16 protein-coding genes are annotated in these 16,801 nt (G+C 34.6%); 7 read left to right on the top strand and 9 right to left on the bottom strand.

The genetic code is table 11. The features are described 5' to 3' along the window. The first annotated feature begins 42 nt into the window (after positions 1–42). The 7 genes from HDC92_RS01350 (at position 43) to HDC92_RS01320 (ending at position 5,022) form a co-directional block, all read left to right on the top strand. Positions 43–333 carry a CBS domain-containing protein gene (locus HDC92_RS01350; protein ID WP_183871820.1) on the top strand — a complete coding sequence of 97 codons (291 nt, stop codon included), beginning with the start codon at positions 43–45 and terminating at the stop codon, positions 331–333. A 17-nt stretch (positions 334–350) separates the two neighbouring features. Then, complete coding sequence (locus HDC92_RS01345; RefSeq protein ID WP_183871818.1) at positions 351–1,322, top strand: helix-turn-helix transcriptional regulator; 972 nt, start codon at positions 351–353, stop codon at positions 1,320–1,322. Positions 1,323–1,524: 202 nt separating this feature from the next. Continuing rightward, the gene (locus HDC92_RS01340) at positions 1,525–2,175 is read left to right on the top strand and encodes a Crp/Fnr family transcriptional regulator (RefSeq protein ID WP_183871816.1); all 651 of its coding nucleotides are present in this window, start codon (positions 1,525–1,527) and stop codon (positions 2,173–2,175) included. A gap of 156 nt (positions 2,176–2,331) precedes the next feature. Then, positions 2,332–2,805: a hypothetical protein gene (locus tag HDC92_RS01335; RefSeq protein ID WP_183871814.1), complete on the top strand. Its 474-nt coding sequence runs from the start codon at positions 2,332–2,334 to the stop codon at positions 2,803–2,805. A gap of 307 nt (positions 2,806–3,112) precedes the next feature. Further along, on the top strand, positions 3,113–3,583 hold the full coding sequence (locus HDC92_RS01330) for a MauE/DoxX family redox-associated membrane protein (protein WP_255484331.1): 471 nt from the start codon (positions 3,113–3,115) through the stop codon (positions 3,581–3,583). A 93-nt stretch (positions 3,584–3,676) separates the two neighbouring features. Continuing rightward, positions 3,677–3,925: a hypothetical protein gene (locus tag HDC92_RS01325; RefSeq protein WP_183871810.1), complete on the top strand. Its 249-nt coding sequence runs from the start codon at positions 3,677–3,679 to the stop codon at positions 3,923–3,925. Positions 3,926–3,969: 44 nt separating this feature from the next. Next, positions 3,970–5,022, top strand: coding sequence for a hypothetical protein (locus HDC92_RS01320; protein WP_183871808.1), 1,053 nt, complete (start codon positions 3,970–3,972; stop codon positions 5,020–5,022). Between the two features lie 68 nt (positions 5,023–5,090). Here the strand turns inward: HDC92_RS01320 and HDC92_RS01315 are convergent, their stop codons facing one another. The 9 genes from HDC92_RS01315 to HDC92_RS01275 form a co-directional block, all read right to left on the bottom strand. Next, positions 5,091–6,482: a RagB/SusD family nutrient uptake outer membrane protein gene (locus HDC92_RS01315; RefSeq protein ID WP_183871806.1), complete on the bottom strand. Its 1,392-nt coding sequence runs from the start codon at positions 6,480–6,482 to the stop codon at positions 5,091–5,093. A gap of 10 nt (positions 6,483–6,492) precedes the next feature. Further along, on the bottom strand, positions 6,493–9,756 hold the full coding sequence (locus HDC92_RS01310; RefSeq protein WP_183871804.1) for a SusC/RagA family TonB-linked outer membrane protein: 3,264 nt from the start codon (positions 9,754–9,756) through the stop codon (positions 6,493–6,495). Positions 9,757–10,068: 312 nt separating this feature from the next. Then, positions 10,069–11,250, bottom strand: coding sequence for a FecR family protein (locus tag HDC92_RS01305; RefSeq protein WP_183871802.1), 1,182 nt, complete (start codon positions 11,248–11,250; stop codon positions 10,069–10,071). 8 nt (positions 11,251–11,258) lie between these two features. Continuing rightward, the gene (locus HDC92_RS01300; protein WP_183871800.1) at positions 11,259–12,791 is read right to left on the bottom strand and encodes a TlpA family protein disulfide reductase; all 1,533 of its coding nucleotides are present in this window, start codon (positions 12,789–12,791) and stop codon (positions 11,259–11,261) included. A gap of 64 nt (positions 12,792–12,855) precedes the next feature. Beyond that, positions 12,856–13,443 carry an RNA polymerase sigma factor gene (locus tag HDC92_RS01295; RefSeq protein WP_183871798.1) on the bottom strand — a complete coding sequence of 196 codons (588 nt, stop codon included), beginning with the start codon at positions 13,441–13,443 and terminating at the stop codon, positions 12,856–12,858. Then, complete coding sequence (locus tag HDC92_RS01290; protein ID WP_183871796.1) at positions 13,436–14,008, bottom strand: hypothetical protein; 573 nt, start codon at positions 14,006–14,008, stop codon at positions 13,436–13,438. Before HDC92_RS01290 ends, HDC92_RS01295 begins: the two co-directional genes overlap by 8 nt. 1,016 nt (positions 14,009–15,024) lie before the next feature. Next, on the bottom strand, positions 15,025–15,213 hold the full coding sequence (locus tag HDC92_RS01285) for a hypothetical protein (RefSeq protein ID WP_183871794.1): 189 nt from the start codon (positions 15,211–15,213) through the stop codon (positions 15,025–15,027). After that, on the bottom strand, positions 15,200–15,769 hold the full coding sequence (locus tag HDC92_RS01280) for a zeta toxin family protein (RefSeq protein ID WP_255484327.1): 570 nt from the start codon (positions 15,767–15,769) through the stop codon (positions 15,200–15,202). Before HDC92_RS01280 ends, HDC92_RS01285 begins: the two co-directional genes overlap by 14 nt. A 1-nt stretch (position 15,770) precedes the next feature. Beyond that, positions 15,771–16,658 carry a HEPN domain-containing protein gene (locus tag HDC92_RS01275; RefSeq protein ID WP_183871790.1) on the bottom strand — a complete coding sequence of 296 codons (888 nt, stop codon included), beginning with the start codon at positions 16,656–16,658 and terminating at the stop codon, positions 15,771–15,773. Positions 16,659–16,801: the final 143 nt, after the last annotated feature.

The following is a 16,801-nucleotide window of genomic DNA, read 5'->3' as shown; positions in this document are numbered from 1 at the left end:
TGTTGTTTCAATAGCTGAATTTTTACAAATAATACGTTAAAGATGATTAATAGTCAAAATATTTATGAAAAGGTGTTGAAAAAGGGCATAGAGACTAATCCCAATGAAGCCCCTGTTTGCCTGCAATCAGTGCAATTGGCTTGTGAGGCTGTTACAATCATGAGCAACGGTGGGCACGATTCTTTACCGGTTTATGGGGAAGGAAAATATATGGGAACTATATGTCTTAAAGACCTGAACCAATTTATTTATGCCAGTTCGGGACCTCAACTGTTGTATCATAAATTAAATTTTGAGCTAGAAAGCATTTTATACCTTATGAATAAGACTTAACACAATATGCAATTCCTATGCGTTCTCAAACAGACTCATTTTTACACCCTCCGACAGCAGCAAGATTACCAAACGGTAAATTGCCCAGGCCAAGTAAGTTTCCGCTTAAACTGGCTCAAACCACAAGGATAGCCTTACCCGAAGGTTCGGTGCTTATCCAGTCCATCAGCCACTATGTGATCAATATACAATTGTATGAGTACAATGTAACCAGGCCCTGTGCTGCCGACCTGCAAATTACTGAGCCTGCTTTTTTTATGATGACCATGCTTAAAGGCGCTTCGGTATTGTATGATGAGGGAGGCCAGCTGGTCTTAGAAAGTCCGGAAAATATTTGTAAACTTACTTATTTGCCTGCTGGCAGGTATCAGCGACACCTGTCGAAGGGCGAGCATATGCTATTGGTACTTACTTTGCGGCCAGACTGGCTGATCAAAAAATATGGCGACCAGGAAGAGCTGCAGGAATTGATTACCCGCTACAATAACAATGATGAACAATGCTTTGGTTTGCCTGGCTTTGGCATAGGGCAACAAATATTTAGTGCATTGGCTAAACTGAATACCGGAACGGATGTAGATATAGACATACATATTTTTATAAATGATTGTTTTGGCAGGTACCGGAATAGATTACAAACAAGAATCAGCAATGTAGAATACCAGGAGGATAAGGCCAGAGAGATAGGACAATTTATTCTTCAAAATTTTGCCAGTAAACTTGTTGACGATGAACCGGCACTGGCCAGGCATTTCATGATCTCGACCGTTACGCTGATGCGCCTGGCAAAACGCCATTTTGGCCGGCCTTTGCATCAGCAGGTGATAGAGTTGCGTTTGTTAAATGGTTTAAAGTTGTTATTGTCTACAAATAAAACAGTACAGGAAATTGCGGCAATGGTAGGTTATGAGGATGCAAATTACTTTAGCAGGGCTTTTAAAAAACGATTTGAATTACCGCCAAACGACATCAGGTTATCTGTTTTTTAATTCCGGGGGGAACTGGATTTTATTGACAAATAACCAGACTAAAATTGAGAATTTTTTGATAAGAAAATCCAGATAAACTTAAAGTTATTGTTCCCAAATTTGGATTAACGAAACTTATTTTAATAAAAACTACCAACAAGTTATGAAGAAGAAACGCTCTTTATAAACTGTAATCTACTAGTTATAATCCAATTCATAAACTATGAAAATAACTGAAACCGATTCAAGAAAAACCAGACTGGAGTCTATTCTCAGAAATGAGATTATACCCAAACTGGAAGCGATAATGGGACCTATAAAGGAAAGCTGTATTGAAACCTTAATGGAAAACTGCAAGTTAAAAGCCGTTATTAAAGACCAGTACATTGAAGAGGGTGGTTCGTTTGAAGATGGCAATATGCATTACCTGCATTCGGGCATTGCCCGCAGTTGCTATTACGATCCGGATATTGACAAGCCCATTGTATCGAGGATCTGGAAAAAGCAGGAAGTGATGTTTGATGTAAACAGCTTTGTGAACAGCGGGATCAGGACAGAAGCCATACAAATGCTGGAAGATGGCGAGCTGATCTCTATCAGCTATTACAGTTTAAAACACATTCTTGAAACCTATCCTAAAATGCTTTTACTGTTGCTTTACCTGCAGGCCGAAAGAGAAAAACACAACAAGTTTTACCAGCACCTGCTAAAGCTAACGGTAGAAGAACGGGTAAGGCTTTACCTTAATGATAACCCTACGCTCTGCAACCGCATCAATAAAGATTGCATTGCCCTGCACCTGGGAATTTCGAGAAGCAAGTTTAGCAGTGCTTATACGCTGTATAAACAGCAAAAAGATACCCAAACGGCTTAGAAGGCCATAAATTTTGTCCCTTTTGGGACATGCATTTGTCCCAATTGGAACAAGCAGCCAGCCAAACACCTGGTACATTTGAATAAGCAATAAGGAACAGGAAAAAGAAATGAGCTAAGAAAAAATAAAAGTAAAAAAAGCAAATATTAACCTCTTATGAAACCGAATACAGTTATACACCTGGTGAAACCAAAAAATTACGACGCTTTTGACGAGATCTACGCTGTTTTTGATTCTAAAGAAAAGGCAAAGGAATTTGTTAACATGTTTAAAAGCAGGTCGGGCCTGGAGATTATAGATGGAATTTTAAATCCGGACTATAAGGTTGACCAAAAGACTGCGCCATACTATATCTCGCTGGGACAAACAGGCAGCATACCCCGCGATATTTTTATGTGCGATTACAACCGGGATTTGGAAAACAAACAAGAGGAATACAACATCTGCTTTTACGGGGAAGCTAATTTTCACCAGGGCCTGTTCATCTTAAAAATATTTGCCACAGATGAGAAAGATGCATTGAGCAGGGCCATTAAAATACGAAATACCGCCATCAAGAATGGTGAATGGGACATGGCCTGGGAGCGGCACCAATTGCAGCAATCGAGTTTAAAATTTAAAAGAAGGTAATTGAATATATATCATGACATCAAACAAAACTAACATGAAACCAGCTGCGGATACAGCCTTTTACATAAAAATGTCTTTCGATGGTTAGTACTTTGTTTAAAATGACCCCGGGCTAATATGTCAAGCTAGCCCGGGTCTTTTTCCCAATCAGATTTACAAATATGCCACGCTATCTCATATAATATATTGTTTTTAAATCTTTACTGGAAATAGGCTAGGCCAATTGCGTGAGGGTTGGCGCTAGTCTATTTTACTGAGACAGAGTGATTATTATAAGCATTAATCATAGATGACAAAAATTATTAAAATGGAAACAACAATGAATAAACAATCAAGGACAGGAATGTCTGATAGGACCAGGAGGGTACTGGTAGATGTAATTTGTTACTTGTTTGTATTGTTGTTTTTGTATGCGGCGACAAATAAGCTCTTAGAGCATGATAAATTTTTGCTTCAAATGAGTAAATCGCCAATCATTACAGATTACGCATCTATTTTGGTCTGGGCAGTACCATCAATTGAGATAATTATCTCTATTATGTTATTAGTGAATAGAACGATTTTACCTGGATTATTTTCGGCCTTCACCCTAATGGCTCTATTCACTGCATACATTTATGCCATTTTAAATTTCAGTGACAATATTCCCTGCTCCTGTGGCGGGGTGTTACAAAAAATGAGTTGGAACCAACATCTGATTTTTAACTGTGTGTTTGTGGCATTGGCTGTAGTGGGTATTCTGTTACAAACTAAAATTAATGAGAAAAAAGTTCATTAAGAGCTTTACAAGATATTCTATTGCGCAATGTGAATCAGGGAAAGCCGAAACCCTGGAACCGAATAGTAGGCACTTAAAATTAAATATAAAAACATGAAAAAATTATTCTTTGCCGCTCTTGTAGCAACAGTTGCTGTAGGCGGTGCTTTATCTGCAAATGCTGAACTGTTGTATCGTTTTGATTCGAATATCGGTGTAGAGTGCGAAATCAGTGGCCCAGCTACTTGTGCTACAGAGTTAGGAGCAGGACCTACTGAAACTGTTTATCTAAAATCTAAAGACCAAGGTCAAACTATTTTGGATGCAGTAAATGTTGCTGATTATACTTATAGCGAACAATAATTAAATTGAGGCTATCTTTAAGGTAGCCTCATTTTTTTAAATGTATGAAAAATAAAGCCATTTCATTAATAGCAATTTTAACTGTTGTAGCAGTAGCTGTAGTATTTTTTTTTAGTTTAAAGGATCGAAAAAACAACGGATTTACAAGAAACCTTGTTGAATCCGAAATCATTTACTTAAATTCCATTGAACTTCCAGATAATTCATTTGTTTTTGCAGGGAAATTAAACGAACACATCTTATTGAATAGATATTTAGATCGCTTAAATTTATTTCAAGCCAATTATTCATTAAATAAAATAGATAAAATTCCAATTAAATTTCCAAAAAATTTCAAAAGTAGTGCATTTAATATATATAAAGACGTTTTTGCATCGTATATTTTCTGTACAAATCCTTATGGTGATATTTTAACCGATAATGGCACTCAAGTTAAATCTTATAATATAAAAAATTACCGATTTGATGTTTTTCAAGCTCTCTCAGAGGAATCAATCATTGTCAGAGCAAGATATAAAAGTAAAGAATCTGTGAACAGATCTCTAGCTAAATTGAAGCTCTCTGATAGTGTTAAAATATTAAAAGAATATTCGCTGCCCGATTTATCCGATGGCTTATTCGCAAATGATGGAATACTAGATTATGACCAGAAAAATGCTAAAATGTTATATATGTACTTTTACAGGGGTGAAGTTTTATGTTTGGATACCAACCTAAACATGAAGTATATATTAAAAACAATTGATACTGTACGAACAGCACATATAAAATTGGGAATTTCAGTAAATAAAGGAAAAGACAACAAAATTTCTAAAATGTTGACTCAGCGTACACCTCCAAAGTTTATAAATGCGCATATAACCACAAATGATGACAAAATTTACGTGCTTTCCAGATTAAAGGCTGACAATGAGTCACAAAAAGAATTCGATAATCAACAAGTAATTGATAAGTACAATATTTATAATGGAAAATATATCAACAGTTTTTATTTACCAAAATACAAAGGCAAAAAGTTAAAGCAATTTCAAATACGTAATAATTTATTAGTTGCAATATATGGTACAACATTAGTCACTTATAAGATACGTGAATAAATATTAGGAATATGAATAAGCTATTATTCACACTCCTAATAGTATATCTAATTTTTAATTATTAAACATTAATTACCTATGTTAGGATTTCTTGTGACTTCATTGCGTGGTATAGGATATAAAATATCTGCAGACTGCCAATTAGGTGATTTTAGTGGGCCCAAAACTGCATTAGCCCTATCTGTTCTTTTCAAATCAAACCATCGGTGTCCCCATTCAGTAAAGAGCTCCACTCTACGTTCCTGTTCTACCGCCAATAAAGCATTCTCCTTGCTCAAATTGATAGAAAGTGGAGGTATTGGATTCGAATTTCCTGTAGTTGGCAATGTTCTATTTCTTACCATATTCAAGTCCGCTATCCCAATCCCAATTTTACCTGGTTGATTAATTCTTGCTTCGGCTCTTATCAGATATTGTTCAGTTAAACGGAAGATCATTGAGTACTCGGAAACCGTGCTAGATGACCTTACTTTATATTTATATGGGTAATAATATGTAACTCCACCAGCGACATAACTCTTAACCCAAAAATCTTTCCTTTTATCATTAGGCTCAAATGCATTAAGTGCAAAATTTTTACTTAAAGAGTTAGCAGGTGGTGGGGCTGTGAGCGATGAGGGGATAAACAAGACTCCTTCTTGAGTGTTGTTATTTGGTGGCGGCATCAATTGCCAAATAGCTTCCTTGCTATTCATTAAAAAGATGCCGTCATAGTTAACCAATCCATAACTATCTGTTTTTTTTATAACTAAATCTGCATATTTCTCCGCGTTCTCCCAATCTTTTATATATAAATACGTCCTAGCTAAAAGTGCTTGAACTGCTGATTTGTTTGGTCTTGTTCTTCCTGTAGAGGTATAAGCTTCAAGTAGTAAGTTCTCTGCACTTTTTAAATCATTTATAATTTGCTCATAAATTATAGAAGTTGGGGATTTTGAAGCGACTGTAGTTACTTTGTAATCTGTAACCAATTGCAGTGGTACTTCACCGTAAAGATTAACCAAATAAAAATACGAAAAGGCTCTTACAAATTGAGCTTCACCCGTAACTTGTGCTTTAACTGTAGTACTTAAACCATTTGAGGCATTTGTGCCCTCTAGAATCGAATTAGCAGTGTAAATGGATTGATAAGGACCAGAGTAGAGATTAGAAACGCCTGATAATTCAGGTGTAAGTTGATTTTCGTAATACGGAAGATTTAATGCATTATATCCAATCAACTCATCAGCTGAAAGAGCCGTAAAATTTGTTATACTTGATGAACCTCCTGATGCATAGCTGTTAGAAGCCGACATTGTTGCATACATGCCTAGCACTGCAGATAGTGCCTGACTATCGTTTAGGAAAACAGTTTCATTTACTAAACTTGTTTTAGGTGGGTCAAGTTTTAAAAACTCTTTGCAAGAGAATTGCAAAATAGCAACACTGCATAATATATATATAAATCTATTGTGTTTCATATAATTGATTTTAGAATGTAACATTAAGCCCTAGCATAAGAGTTCGTAAAGGGGGAACTACACTTCCAGGTGTTTCAGGATCTAGTCCCATATAATTGGTTATTGTAAATAGATTCTGTCCTTGTAATGTAATAGAAGCAGCATTTATTTTTATTGAAGAAAGTAATTTTTCAGGTAGTGAATAACTCAATGATAGATTTCTTAGTCTCATATAAGAAGCATCAACAACTGACATATTCCCAAAACTCATAGCAGTATTATATGGGTTGGTTGTTGTAGATGTTGTTCCAAATCTTTGAATAGATGTTTCATCTCCAGCTTGCTGCCAACGCTTCAAGACTTCCGTTGATTGATTACTGAAATTTCCAACTGCCCAAGTTCCCGGACTAGAAGCGCCAATAGATCTCCTGCCATTTTGCTTTGCAAATGTAAAATGAAAATTTAGGCTAAATTTCTTATATGTAAGAGTGTTCTCTAATCCACCATAAAAGTACTGCCCCAGAAATTTAGATATATATATATCAGCATTATCTAGTGTGCCACTACCGTTTTTATCTTCGAAAGTATATAGTCCAGTTTGTGTATTTAGGATTACATTTAAAGCCTTTAAGATTTCTAAAGGCTGACCAACGGTATAAACAGAAGCATTTGATGAATTTTCAAGATCTGGATAAGATAGTAATTTGTTTTTAGGAATGCTGATATTCAGTGCTGCAGACCATTTGAATACATTATTATTTATTATTTTAAAATCCGATTCCAACTCCCATCCTTTATTTTGGATTTCAGCAGGCAAATTTCTTTGTACCGAGAGAAGTCCTGCACTAAGGGGCAAAGATTGAAGTATAAGCTGATTCGATGAACGATTTCTATAAAAAGATAACTCTAAATTTATTCTATCTTTCAAGAACCCTAGTTGTAAAGCAGCCTCTAACTTCCTGTTTGTTTCCCATGAAAATTCATCATTGGGAGCCACAGTATTTGGAACGAGTGTTGAGGTATTGTCATATACTGTACCATTACTCCACAGTTGCAAAAATCCATAATTTGGAATCTGGTCATTTCCGGTAACACCATAACTAGCACGTAATTTCCCGAAGCTAAGGAAGGATAATTTTTCTTTAAATAATTTTTCGTCACTAAAAATCCATCCTGCTCCTAATGCACCAAAATTGGCAAACTGTCGGCCAGGGCCAAATTTACTAGAACCATCTCTTCTGGCAGTCAGATTTAAAAAGTATTTATTAGCGAGATTATAATTTAATCTTCCAAATGCTGCAATGTATCGGTATTGAGAAAAGTCATTTTGGGTGGTTGTTAAAGAAGCAGCAGAGCCGATGTTTTTTAATAAATCATCACTTGTGAAATTCGATCCTCTCATAACGTTAATTTGAGCATCGTTATTTTGGAGGCTCATTCCAACAAGGGCATCAATGTTTCCTGCTCCAACTTTCGCTTTATAAATAATCTGAGGCTCAAAAATAAAATTGTTTACATAGTTGTTTCCAAAAAAACTTTCTCTAGCGGTTGAAGTGGAATTTTGTATTGGAGCAATTGATGCTAATGGTGTTGTAGATAATTCTTTCCTTTTGATTGATGAATAACCAATTGAAGATTTTATAACTAGATTTTTAATAATACTGTAATTCATAGTTAAATTTCCGACAAGATTGTCAGTAATGGCATTGTTAGTTTTTAACAATGCAGCCATTGGATTGAGAGCTACAGTATTATTTGCCCAGTTAATTTTTCCTGATTCATCTAAAAGATCAGGGGCGTTAGGTGCTAATAAAATATGAGGTACAATATTCTCAGCTATATTACTGTTAGTGCGATTTAAATTTAATGTTAGGTTTACGTTAAAACGATCCTCTGTTGCTCCTAAATTAATACTTGATCTTATGCCATATCTTTTGAAACCAAAATCCCCAGGATATATAGTTCCTTCTCTATAATAATTGCCAGCCATTAAATAGTTGCTTTTATCTGTCCCTCCTGTGATATTTACTGCAGCATTTGTCGTTGATGCAGTCTTGCCAATTAACTCTTTCTGCCAATCTGTATATTTGTTTTGATCATATGTGCCGTTGATGTCATACTGAGTTGCATAGGTAGGAGAGGAAGTTGTTAGTTTATCATTGGTAAAATACGCTTCCCTCCGCATTTCTAAATATTCTTCAGTATTTAATAAGTTTAGACGATGACCTACCTGATTAATACCTTGTGAAAGATTTGCATTGATTGATGCTCTTCCTGATTTCCCTCTTTTTGTTGTAATTAAAATGACTCCATTGGCTCCCCTTGAACCATAAATGGCAGTTGCATCTCCATCTTTTAGGACTTCAATACTTTGAATGTCGTTTGGATTGATCAGGCTAAGTGGACTAACTCCATTTGCACCAATTGAGGAAGTGTTTGTTCTGATTCCTGATATCCCTGAAGAAGGGTAAATAACCCCATCTACAATATACAGTGGATCGTTACCACTTCTAATACTATTTGTTCCACGTACCCTTACTGTAAATGCACTTCCTGCAATTCCATTGGCCTGGATGATTTGAAGGCCTGCAACTCTACCTTGCAAAGCCATAAGTGGATTGTTTACAGGCTGATCTGCAATTTGTGCAGCAGTTACTCTTGAAATAGCTCCAGTTCTTTCTCTATCTTTTACTGTATAGTAGCCTGCATTTATTTCTACCTCTTCTAGTTTATCTGCATTTAGTGTTAGTTTAATGATCCCTATACTTTTTGAAGCAGCTACCTCCTTAGTTTCATAACCCAGGAAGGAAATAGTTAGAATAGCCTTTTCATCTACTCCATTCAATACAAACTCTCCATTGCCATTGGTTGGTGCGACCAACTTAGTTCCTTTTACTTTTACAATTGCTCCCACTAATGGGGCGTCATTCTCGTCAAGTATACGTCCACGTACATCAATTGTAGTAAAAAAGCTAATGATCTTATCAGCAAAGGAAGATTCATCGACTTTTACGATGACAGTTTTATCCCTAATTTCATAAGTTACGCCTCTTCCTTTTAGAGTGCTTTTCATTACGTCATCAAGCGAAGTATTGTTAAAGTTCGCATTGATGACCATTTGGGCATTTAACTTTCCATCGTACCATATTACATTGTAACCAGTTTGATTTTTAATCTCCGTAAATACCTGTTTGATCGTAGTGTTTTTTTTATTGTAAGTAACTTTCTGCCCAAAAGTGGTTGCTGCACTTATCTGGAATACTGTGAAGAATAAGATGACAGTGGTTAGCCGCATTAATAATAGGATTTTATGGACATACTTTAGGTGTATACCCCATTTTAGGTAATTAATCTGACGCATTTCATCGGTTTTATGACAAGGCTTAGCAGTTCCGATGAGAAACCGGTATTTTGCTCCCTGAACAAAATTGTCTAAGTTTGCTTGTCTGTTTAGTTGATCGGTGTTAACTTTTTAATAATACAGGAACATTGGTCAGTAGTGTGCTAGCACTACTGACCTTTTATAAAATAACCTTAATTTTACAGCTAAAATGACCCCCCATTTTTCGCCCCGTGGTATTATTGTATTTTGGTTTAGTTTATTTCTTTAATCCATTACTGTAATCCTCCTTCCCTCAATTTTAAATTTAACTTCGCCGGTAACTTCCAGCAGACATAATACTTGAGAGACTTTTTCGAATTTTGATATGGTGCCACTAAACGGCTTGTTGCCAACTTGTTTGCTGGCATATATAATATCTACATCATACCATCTGGCAATTTTTCGCATGATACTTTCCAGATTTTCGGTTGCAAACGTAAACTCGTTATTTTTCCATGCGACTGCTTCATCTGCATTCACTTCGTGAACCTGAATCCCACCCGGGCTAAGGATAGCTTCCTGATTGGGTTTAATTGTAACTCCTTTGATGCTTAGATCTGGGCTCCCCCCAGCTTTTAATGGAAGGGGAGAGATATGTACAGATCCTTCTACCAAGGTAGTTTTAATGGAGCGCTCATCGTTGTATGCAGATATATTGAAGTGGGTACCTAATACCTTAACTTCTTGCCGATCTGTTATGACGATGAAAGGGTGTTTTTTATTTTTAGTTACTTCAAAGTAGGCTTCGCCACTCATCTTTATTCTCCGTGCCCCTCCACGCTCATAAAGAGAGGCATTATAAGATAAACTGGAAGCGGCGTTTAGCCATACCTTTGTGCCATCCGACAGTACGATTTTATATTGGCCACCTTTAGGGGTGGTAATTGTATTGTAAGCTAAAACATCGAAGTTTTTATTTGAACTATCTACTTTATAGATTAATGTACCATCTGATGCTTTTGTAAGTTCAATACCTGATTGTTTAGTTAATGAACCATCTTTTGCCTCGCTTAAATTAATCTTTTTGCCATTGGTTAATGTGAGGATTGCTTTGTCTGTACCTGGAGGTACATCATTACTATAAGCATAAGGTAGCTTTTCATGATTCGTAAAAATTAGTGTCCCTACACCAAGAAGTATAATAATAGCTGCTGCTATTGTTGTAATTCTTGCACTTAAGCTTAAAGCACTGGATTTTTTTATTTTTGTTGATTCGTTTATTTTATCAAAAACTCTATTGCCAGCTAAATTTAGTTCATCTTCCTGTAGTTTTTTTGTGCTAAAATCATGGTTCAAATAGAAAGTTTCTACAAGGGCCTTTTCTTCAGTTGTACATTTACCCTGATGATATTTATGAAGTAGATTTTCAAAATCGTTTGTTCTCATATTTATTTTATTATGACCCATTTAAGATATCATTTTGATGCGTGATTGAGTCTTTCAACCAATGCTAAACTGATTTTCTCAGACATTGTTTTAACCGTTGCATTCCCATTGGGTTGATAGATTATATTTCCTTCAGCATCAACAAGCATTAAATAAGGTGCGGATTGAATTTGATAGTAGTTAAAAAATGGATGATCTAACCATTTTTCTGTACTAACGTTTAAGTATTCATCGGAAGAATATACTCCGCTACTAATTCCAGATTTCCATCTTTCCTTGTCCTTATCAATATTTATACTCAGAACTACAAAATCTTTATTATTTTTAAAATTTTGAAATATCTCTTTATCAAAAACTTTATGAAAACCTGCGCATGCATCGCAACCGTTGAACCAAGTATCTATTAAAAATACTTTGCCTTTCAAAGATTTCAAACTAATTTTTTTTCCATTTGAACCTAGAAATTCTGCATCAATAATTTTGACATTATTGACTCTTTTTTGTTGATCTATTTTTCGATTGAAAGCCCTTTTCACGTAATCAAGTTTGACAATTTGGGTTGCATCTTTTAACAATGAATCTAATAAATAAGGTGTAAAAGATTCTGTTGCACGAACAACATTTTTATGCAGAAGGGCATACCCTAATAATCTATCTCGTATGATTCCTGAATAATTGGATTTTATTCTATCGTAGAGCGTTTTTAAATTAGCCCTATCAGATTTGTTTTGAATCTTTAATTCCAAAATTGTATTCATTACCGTTCCACTTGCAAAAGCAGGACTAAATACCGCAAAATTATTTATGTTGTCTGAAAATTCTTTATTAAATTCAAGATAGCTTTTAGAGAGTTGTTTACGATTTATGGCTTCATAATAAAGTAATCCTGTCCTAAAACCCCAATCGATATTGTATAAAGCAAACTCAAAATTGATAATGGATTTCATTCTGGGATCTAATTGTGATGATTGAATTAAGTTTAGCTTCTCCTGTTTTTTTCGCCTCAAGACATCGGCCCATTTCTCCATTGTCAAAGCAACCTCTTTATCACTTTTAATATTTTGAATATATTGTATTTCACTAACATTTCGTTTCAACTCACTGATATATTCTTCATAAAATTGATTTTCAAGTTTATTTATTAAATTATATTTCTCCATACCTCTTCCAAAAAATACTACACTGTCTCGCTTATTCATTTGAAAGATTTGAATCTGAATACTATCTTTAGGCTCTGTAAAAAAAGCTTTATTAAATAAAAGGTTACCATTCTTGTTCCTCACAGCAATTCCAATTTTAAAAGGTTTACCCAAATTAGGTAGTGAAAATGAAAAGTTGCCATTTATATCTATTTTTGATTTAACAGAAATAATAGAATCAGATAAATTGAATCCATCATTTCTATCAGCGCGTATAGATACAATACCGTATTCACGTTTACCATCTACGTCCTTTATAGTTCCAGAAAATTTTAAACTATCATTGGGAATTTGTGGTACTAAAGCAGATGCTGCATTAACTAATATAAAGATCAGGAATATAGAAATAAACAACTTTTTCATGTTTCGTATTTTATCTATTAAAGACGAAACATTAAGTAAGTATTCACTTACCGTTAAAAAAATGTTAATTTCTAAATGTCAGATAAAAAATAGCGATGACTGATGCATCCCCCAGGCGTCCTTTTAAAATACGTATTGCACGCTGCATATTAGTTTTAACCGTGTTCTCGGGCATTTTTAATAACTCAGCTATCTCCTTTCTGGACAATTCATATTTTCTAACCAGTGTAAATACAATGCGCATTTTATCTGGCAACGCCTCAATTTCTCTATCTATCAATTCTGAAAGGTCTTTATGTCTTACTAGAAAATCAGTAGTATTTTCTTCTTTGGACATAAATTTGTAAAAGTGATCTATATACTTTTGAGATACTTTTTGTTTTTTGAAATGATCAAGGATACGGTTTCTAACTACTGTGAATATAAAAGATTGTACGCCACCACTAAAGAATAAATTATTTCTTTTCTCCCATAAATAGACAAATGCGTCGTGAACAATATCTTCTGCCAAAGGAAGATCTGTTACTCGTCGATAAGCGAAATTAATTAGGATTGCATTGTAACGATTAAAAATTTCGAGAAAAGCAGTATGATCTCCTTCTTTTAAAGAGGTAGTTAATTGATCATCTGAAAATTGCTTATAATCAATCATTTTTTTTAAGCGTTTTACTGTAATAATTATCCTCTTTGAAGGTAGTAGAATATTCTATAGCCTTTAACTCAAGCTCTTTATTCAAAATGTTTATTTTTCGAAGCCCAATGGAACATTGCTCTATTGTAGATTTAATGATTTTAGCTAATGTGCTGTAATTAAGACCATTTAGCTTGTTCATTTTATTCAGGGAATGGATTTTTATACTGCGTTGTTCATTATCGTGATCGTATATGTTACGGTGTTGCAGTATCGTTATTTTATTTGTTAGAAGAGTTGAATTGTTTTTTTTCGAGAAGAAAGAAGTTGCAATACCTGAAAGGGGGCCGAATATCTTTAGCACGATATAACTTAAAGGAAAAGTCAGCTTGTAAGTTCCGGTAAAATAGGTGAGTCTTACCTCTTCTGGAAAAGTCTCGATCGGAGTACGGAAGATAGTTTTTGAGGCAGTCATGATTGTTTTTTTTAAATTAAGCATGACTTCTCCCACACGTAGGTACGTAAATAATTTGGTTGAAGTTTTTAAATGTTTAAATAAAATCCATTTTTTTTGAGTTCTTTCCATTTTTTTTTAACGTATTAGAAAGAGCGCATTAAGATTAGCTATTGTTTTTATTTGTTACCATGCCTTCTTTACGATCAAGTCCAAAGAAGATCTGGTACAATGATTAATTCGATTCAAGAAAAGTTCAGCTAAACGGATTTCGGAAAAATTAACGTACTTATCTCTCTTTAAAAGAAAGTTAAGGTAAATGTTAGACAATGGTTTACAGTTAGCTAGCGATCCCATTTTACGCAAAATTTGTCTAGTTAGGACAAACTTATGTAAAAAAAAATTCAAATAAACCAAAATTTTGTTAAATATTAATTTCCTTTTGAAAACGTTGTTTTGAATGCTGAATAGCTTTTTTTTTGTGCCTAGTTCTATTAGATTTTGGAATAAAATCCATTCAATAAGCATTTTAAATTTATATATTTTTGACATAAATCGAATTGTTTTCTCGTCTTTATTTAGGAGTTCTAAATGGGGAAGCCTCATATCTAAGTAATTCATAGCAGTTTTAAATAATAAATATTAATTGCTAAATTTAATAGCTAAAATAATGAAAAGTAAGGATTAAAATAGGCGGATTTAACTAATTTATTTAGTAAGTCTCGATTATGTATCTACAGATACGAATTAAGGAATGTAAACAGAAACGACTAATCTGGTGGGCATAAGATTAGGGATATTAGTAATAAAATAGATACTGTGTAGAATACCATGTTGTTCATAGCAAGGGGCTCGGGCCTCTTTAGCTCACTACTGAGGCTTGAGAAACTGCCTGGTCTTGTATAAAAGAAACCCGGCCGATTGCTATGCAATATTGTTGGTTTAGATAACATCCTAATAAGTTTAGGTTTCTCAGGCCAAGTAATGAGGATGTTCTATAGCAAATGTAATTAATTTGGTGTAATTTAATAAATATTTTTAGTTTTTTACCTAAAATATTAGATTATGAGAAGCTAGAATGTAATGTTATCACAATACTTAGTTAACCTATGCTGAGTTAGGCATGTATAGCAACAAATGAGCTAGGTTTACTTGGAAAGCTTTTTCAATAGTTCTTTAGCTGGAACAGATTTGACATTTCCGTCTTTATCCCCAACAATTAAGCTTTCATTTTTTGATGCTGCATCTTCGGCCAATTTGCGCAGTGCTTTTTTAAGTCCAATCATTACTTTTTCAGTAAAGGTGGCATCTTGAATTATGTGATCAACGTTTTTCATGGCCTTGTTGTATTATTCTATTCCAAAGTTCGTCATTAAAAACTGTTTTTCCAAAGCTGTCATTTTTAGCAATAACTTCTGGAATTAAATCCATGTTATCGACCAAAGTCCATTCGTCACAAATAGGCATATACAATTGATGCAAGTTCTTTATTCCTCTATAATATCTGCGTTCAATTATATCTGCAGGTATATTGTGACCGCCATTACTAACGCGTTTGGCAACTCTTTCTATAGCTATTTTGGGCGAACTTAGCCAAAAGTAAAGTAGACTTACTTTATAGCCAGATAGCTGTGCTTTCTTAACAAGAAAAACATAACTTCGGGTTGATAGTGTGGTTTCCAAAGCAAAATCGGCACTTTCATTCATTAATTCGTTTATACGACTTAACATGATCCGACCTGCTTCCAAAGCTACTCCCGATGGATTAAATGGAGAGAGACCTGCTGCAATGTTATCTGCATTAACAAATTCCTTGCAGTTCAGTATCTCAGGCAATATGGTATAACTAGCCGTTGTTTTACCGGCGCCATTGCATCCGGCGATAATATACATATTAGGCATTTGAGTTATTGTTAGCTTGGCTTAAAGAATTTATTCTGTTCTCACAGATAGTTTTAACAATTCCCTGTATTTTGGTGACTTTGGCAATAAGCTCATTTAATTCATCCTTTGTGATTGCATAATCCAGTTTATAACGGGCATCAATATAGCTCCGTTTAAGTAGATCGAAAAGATGAAACTCATGTTCATTTATAATTGGGCTACGAAAGATTGCATATAAATCTACAGAAACATGCTTAGCGTAATTTCTTAATTTTGCGAGGTTATGGCTTTTAGGTTTATAGCCAGTGTGAACTAGCAAGGCAGCACTGAAGAAACATTCTGTTGATTGATGCAGATAAAATGCGCTGTTTCTATATCCATCAGTTCCACGTTGATAAGCATTAACTGCATCTATTAAAAATTGTGATGCTTGAGGATACCATATATCATAATATGCTTGTGCTTTTTTTCTTTCTTCTTCAAGGGTCAGCTCTGCAGCTTTTTCAAACTCGAAACTTTTAGTATCAAACAGTAATATACCTTCGGATACAATATCTGAAAAGAAGTATTGACCAATGCGCAGGCCCTCATTGATATAATCAATATCATGAACAATGGGACTAACTACACTTTTAAAGTCATTACAACGGTTTTCAATGTGGCTGATAATTGCCTGTTCTTTTACTTCTCCTTTTTTTACCACCACCAGAAAATCATAATCGCTGATATAGCTAAAGCGAATGCCATCTTCTACATATTCATCCTCAACCCAGCTGCCTCTGGCGTGGCTACCAAATAGAATCACCTTTTCAGGATCTGCTTCTTCTCTGATGATTCCAAGAATGTGCGCGATTTCTCTTTGTTTTGCCTCAGGTAAGTGGGAGAGTGATGTCTTCATACTGCTAATATAACCAATGTGGAGCAGGAAACCACATTTTTGAAAGAGAAGTATAATTCTGCATAATGATTTAATTAGTATCAAAATTTTGATGCTTAATGGCTTTTTGGTAAAATTTATATATTTTAGCTTAAGCAAACTAA

The organism is Pedobacter sp. AK017, assembly GCF_014200825.1.
Lineage (GTDB): Bacteria > Bacteroidota > Bacteroidia > Sphingobacteriales > Sphingobacteriaceae > Pedobacter > Pedobacter heparinus.
The sequence above is the reverse complement of the archived record's forward strand: the minus strand, read 5'-3'. Positions and strand labels throughout refer to the sequence as shown.

Coding starts and splice junctions, on each gene's coding strand:
- HDC92_RS01350 (WP_183871820.1), top strand. CDS start 43: ATGATTAATAGTCAAAATATTTATGAAAAGGTGTTGAAAAAGGGCATA.
- HDC92_RS01345 (WP_183871818.1), top strand. CDS start 351: ATGCGTTCTCAAACAGACTCATTTTTACACCCTCCGACAGCAGCAAGA.
- HDC92_RS01340 (WP_183871816.1), top strand. CDS start 1,525: ATGAAAATAACTGAAACCGATTCAAGAAAAACCAGACTGGAGTCTATT.
- HDC92_RS01335 (WP_183871814.1), top strand. CDS start 2,332: ATGAAACCGAATACAGTTATACACCTGGTGAAACCAAAAAATTACGAC.
- HDC92_RS01330 (WP_255484331.1), top strand. CDS start 3,113: ATGGAAACAACAATGAATAAACAATCAAGGACAGGAATGTCTGATAGG.
- HDC92_RS01325 (WP_183871810.1), top strand. CDS start 3,677: ATGAAAAAATTATTCTTTGCCGCTCTTGTAGCAACAGTTGCTGTAGGC.
- HDC92_RS01320 (WP_183871808.1), top strand. CDS start 3,970: ATGAAAAATAAAGCCATTTCATTAATAGCAATTTTAACTGTTGTAGCA.
- HDC92_RS01315 (WP_183871806.1), bottom strand. CDS start 6,482: ATGAAACACAATAGATTTATATATATATTATGCAGTGTTGCTATTTTG.
- HDC92_RS01310 (WP_183871804.1), bottom strand. CDS start 9,756: ATGCGGCTAACCACTGTCATCTTATTCTTCACAGTATTCCAGATAAGT.
- HDC92_RS01305 (WP_183871802.1), bottom strand. CDS start 11,250: ATGGGTCATAATAAAATAAATATGAGAACAAACGATTTTGAAAATCTA.
- HDC92_RS01300 (WP_183871800.1), bottom strand. CDS start 12,791: ATGAAAAAGTTGTTTATTTCTATATTCCTGATCTTTATATTAGTTAAT.
- HDC92_RS01295 (WP_183871798.1), bottom strand. CDS start 13,443: ATGATTGATTATAAGCAATTTTCAGATGATCAATTAACTACCTCTTTA.
- HDC92_RS01290 (WP_183871796.1), bottom strand. CDS start 14,008: ATGGAAAGAACTCAAAAAAAATGGATTTTATTTAAACATTTAAAAACT.
- HDC92_RS01285 (WP_183871794.1), bottom strand. CDS start 15,213: ATGAAAAACGTTGATCACATAATTCAAGATGCCACCTTTACTGAAAAA.
- HDC92_RS01280 (WP_255484327.1), bottom strand. CDS start 15,769: ATGTATATTATCGCCGGATGCAATGGCGCCGGTAAAACAACGGCTAGT.
- HDC92_RS01275 (WP_183871790.1), bottom strand. CDS start 16,658: ATGAAGACATCACTCTCCCACTTACCTGAGGCAAAACAAAGAGAAATC.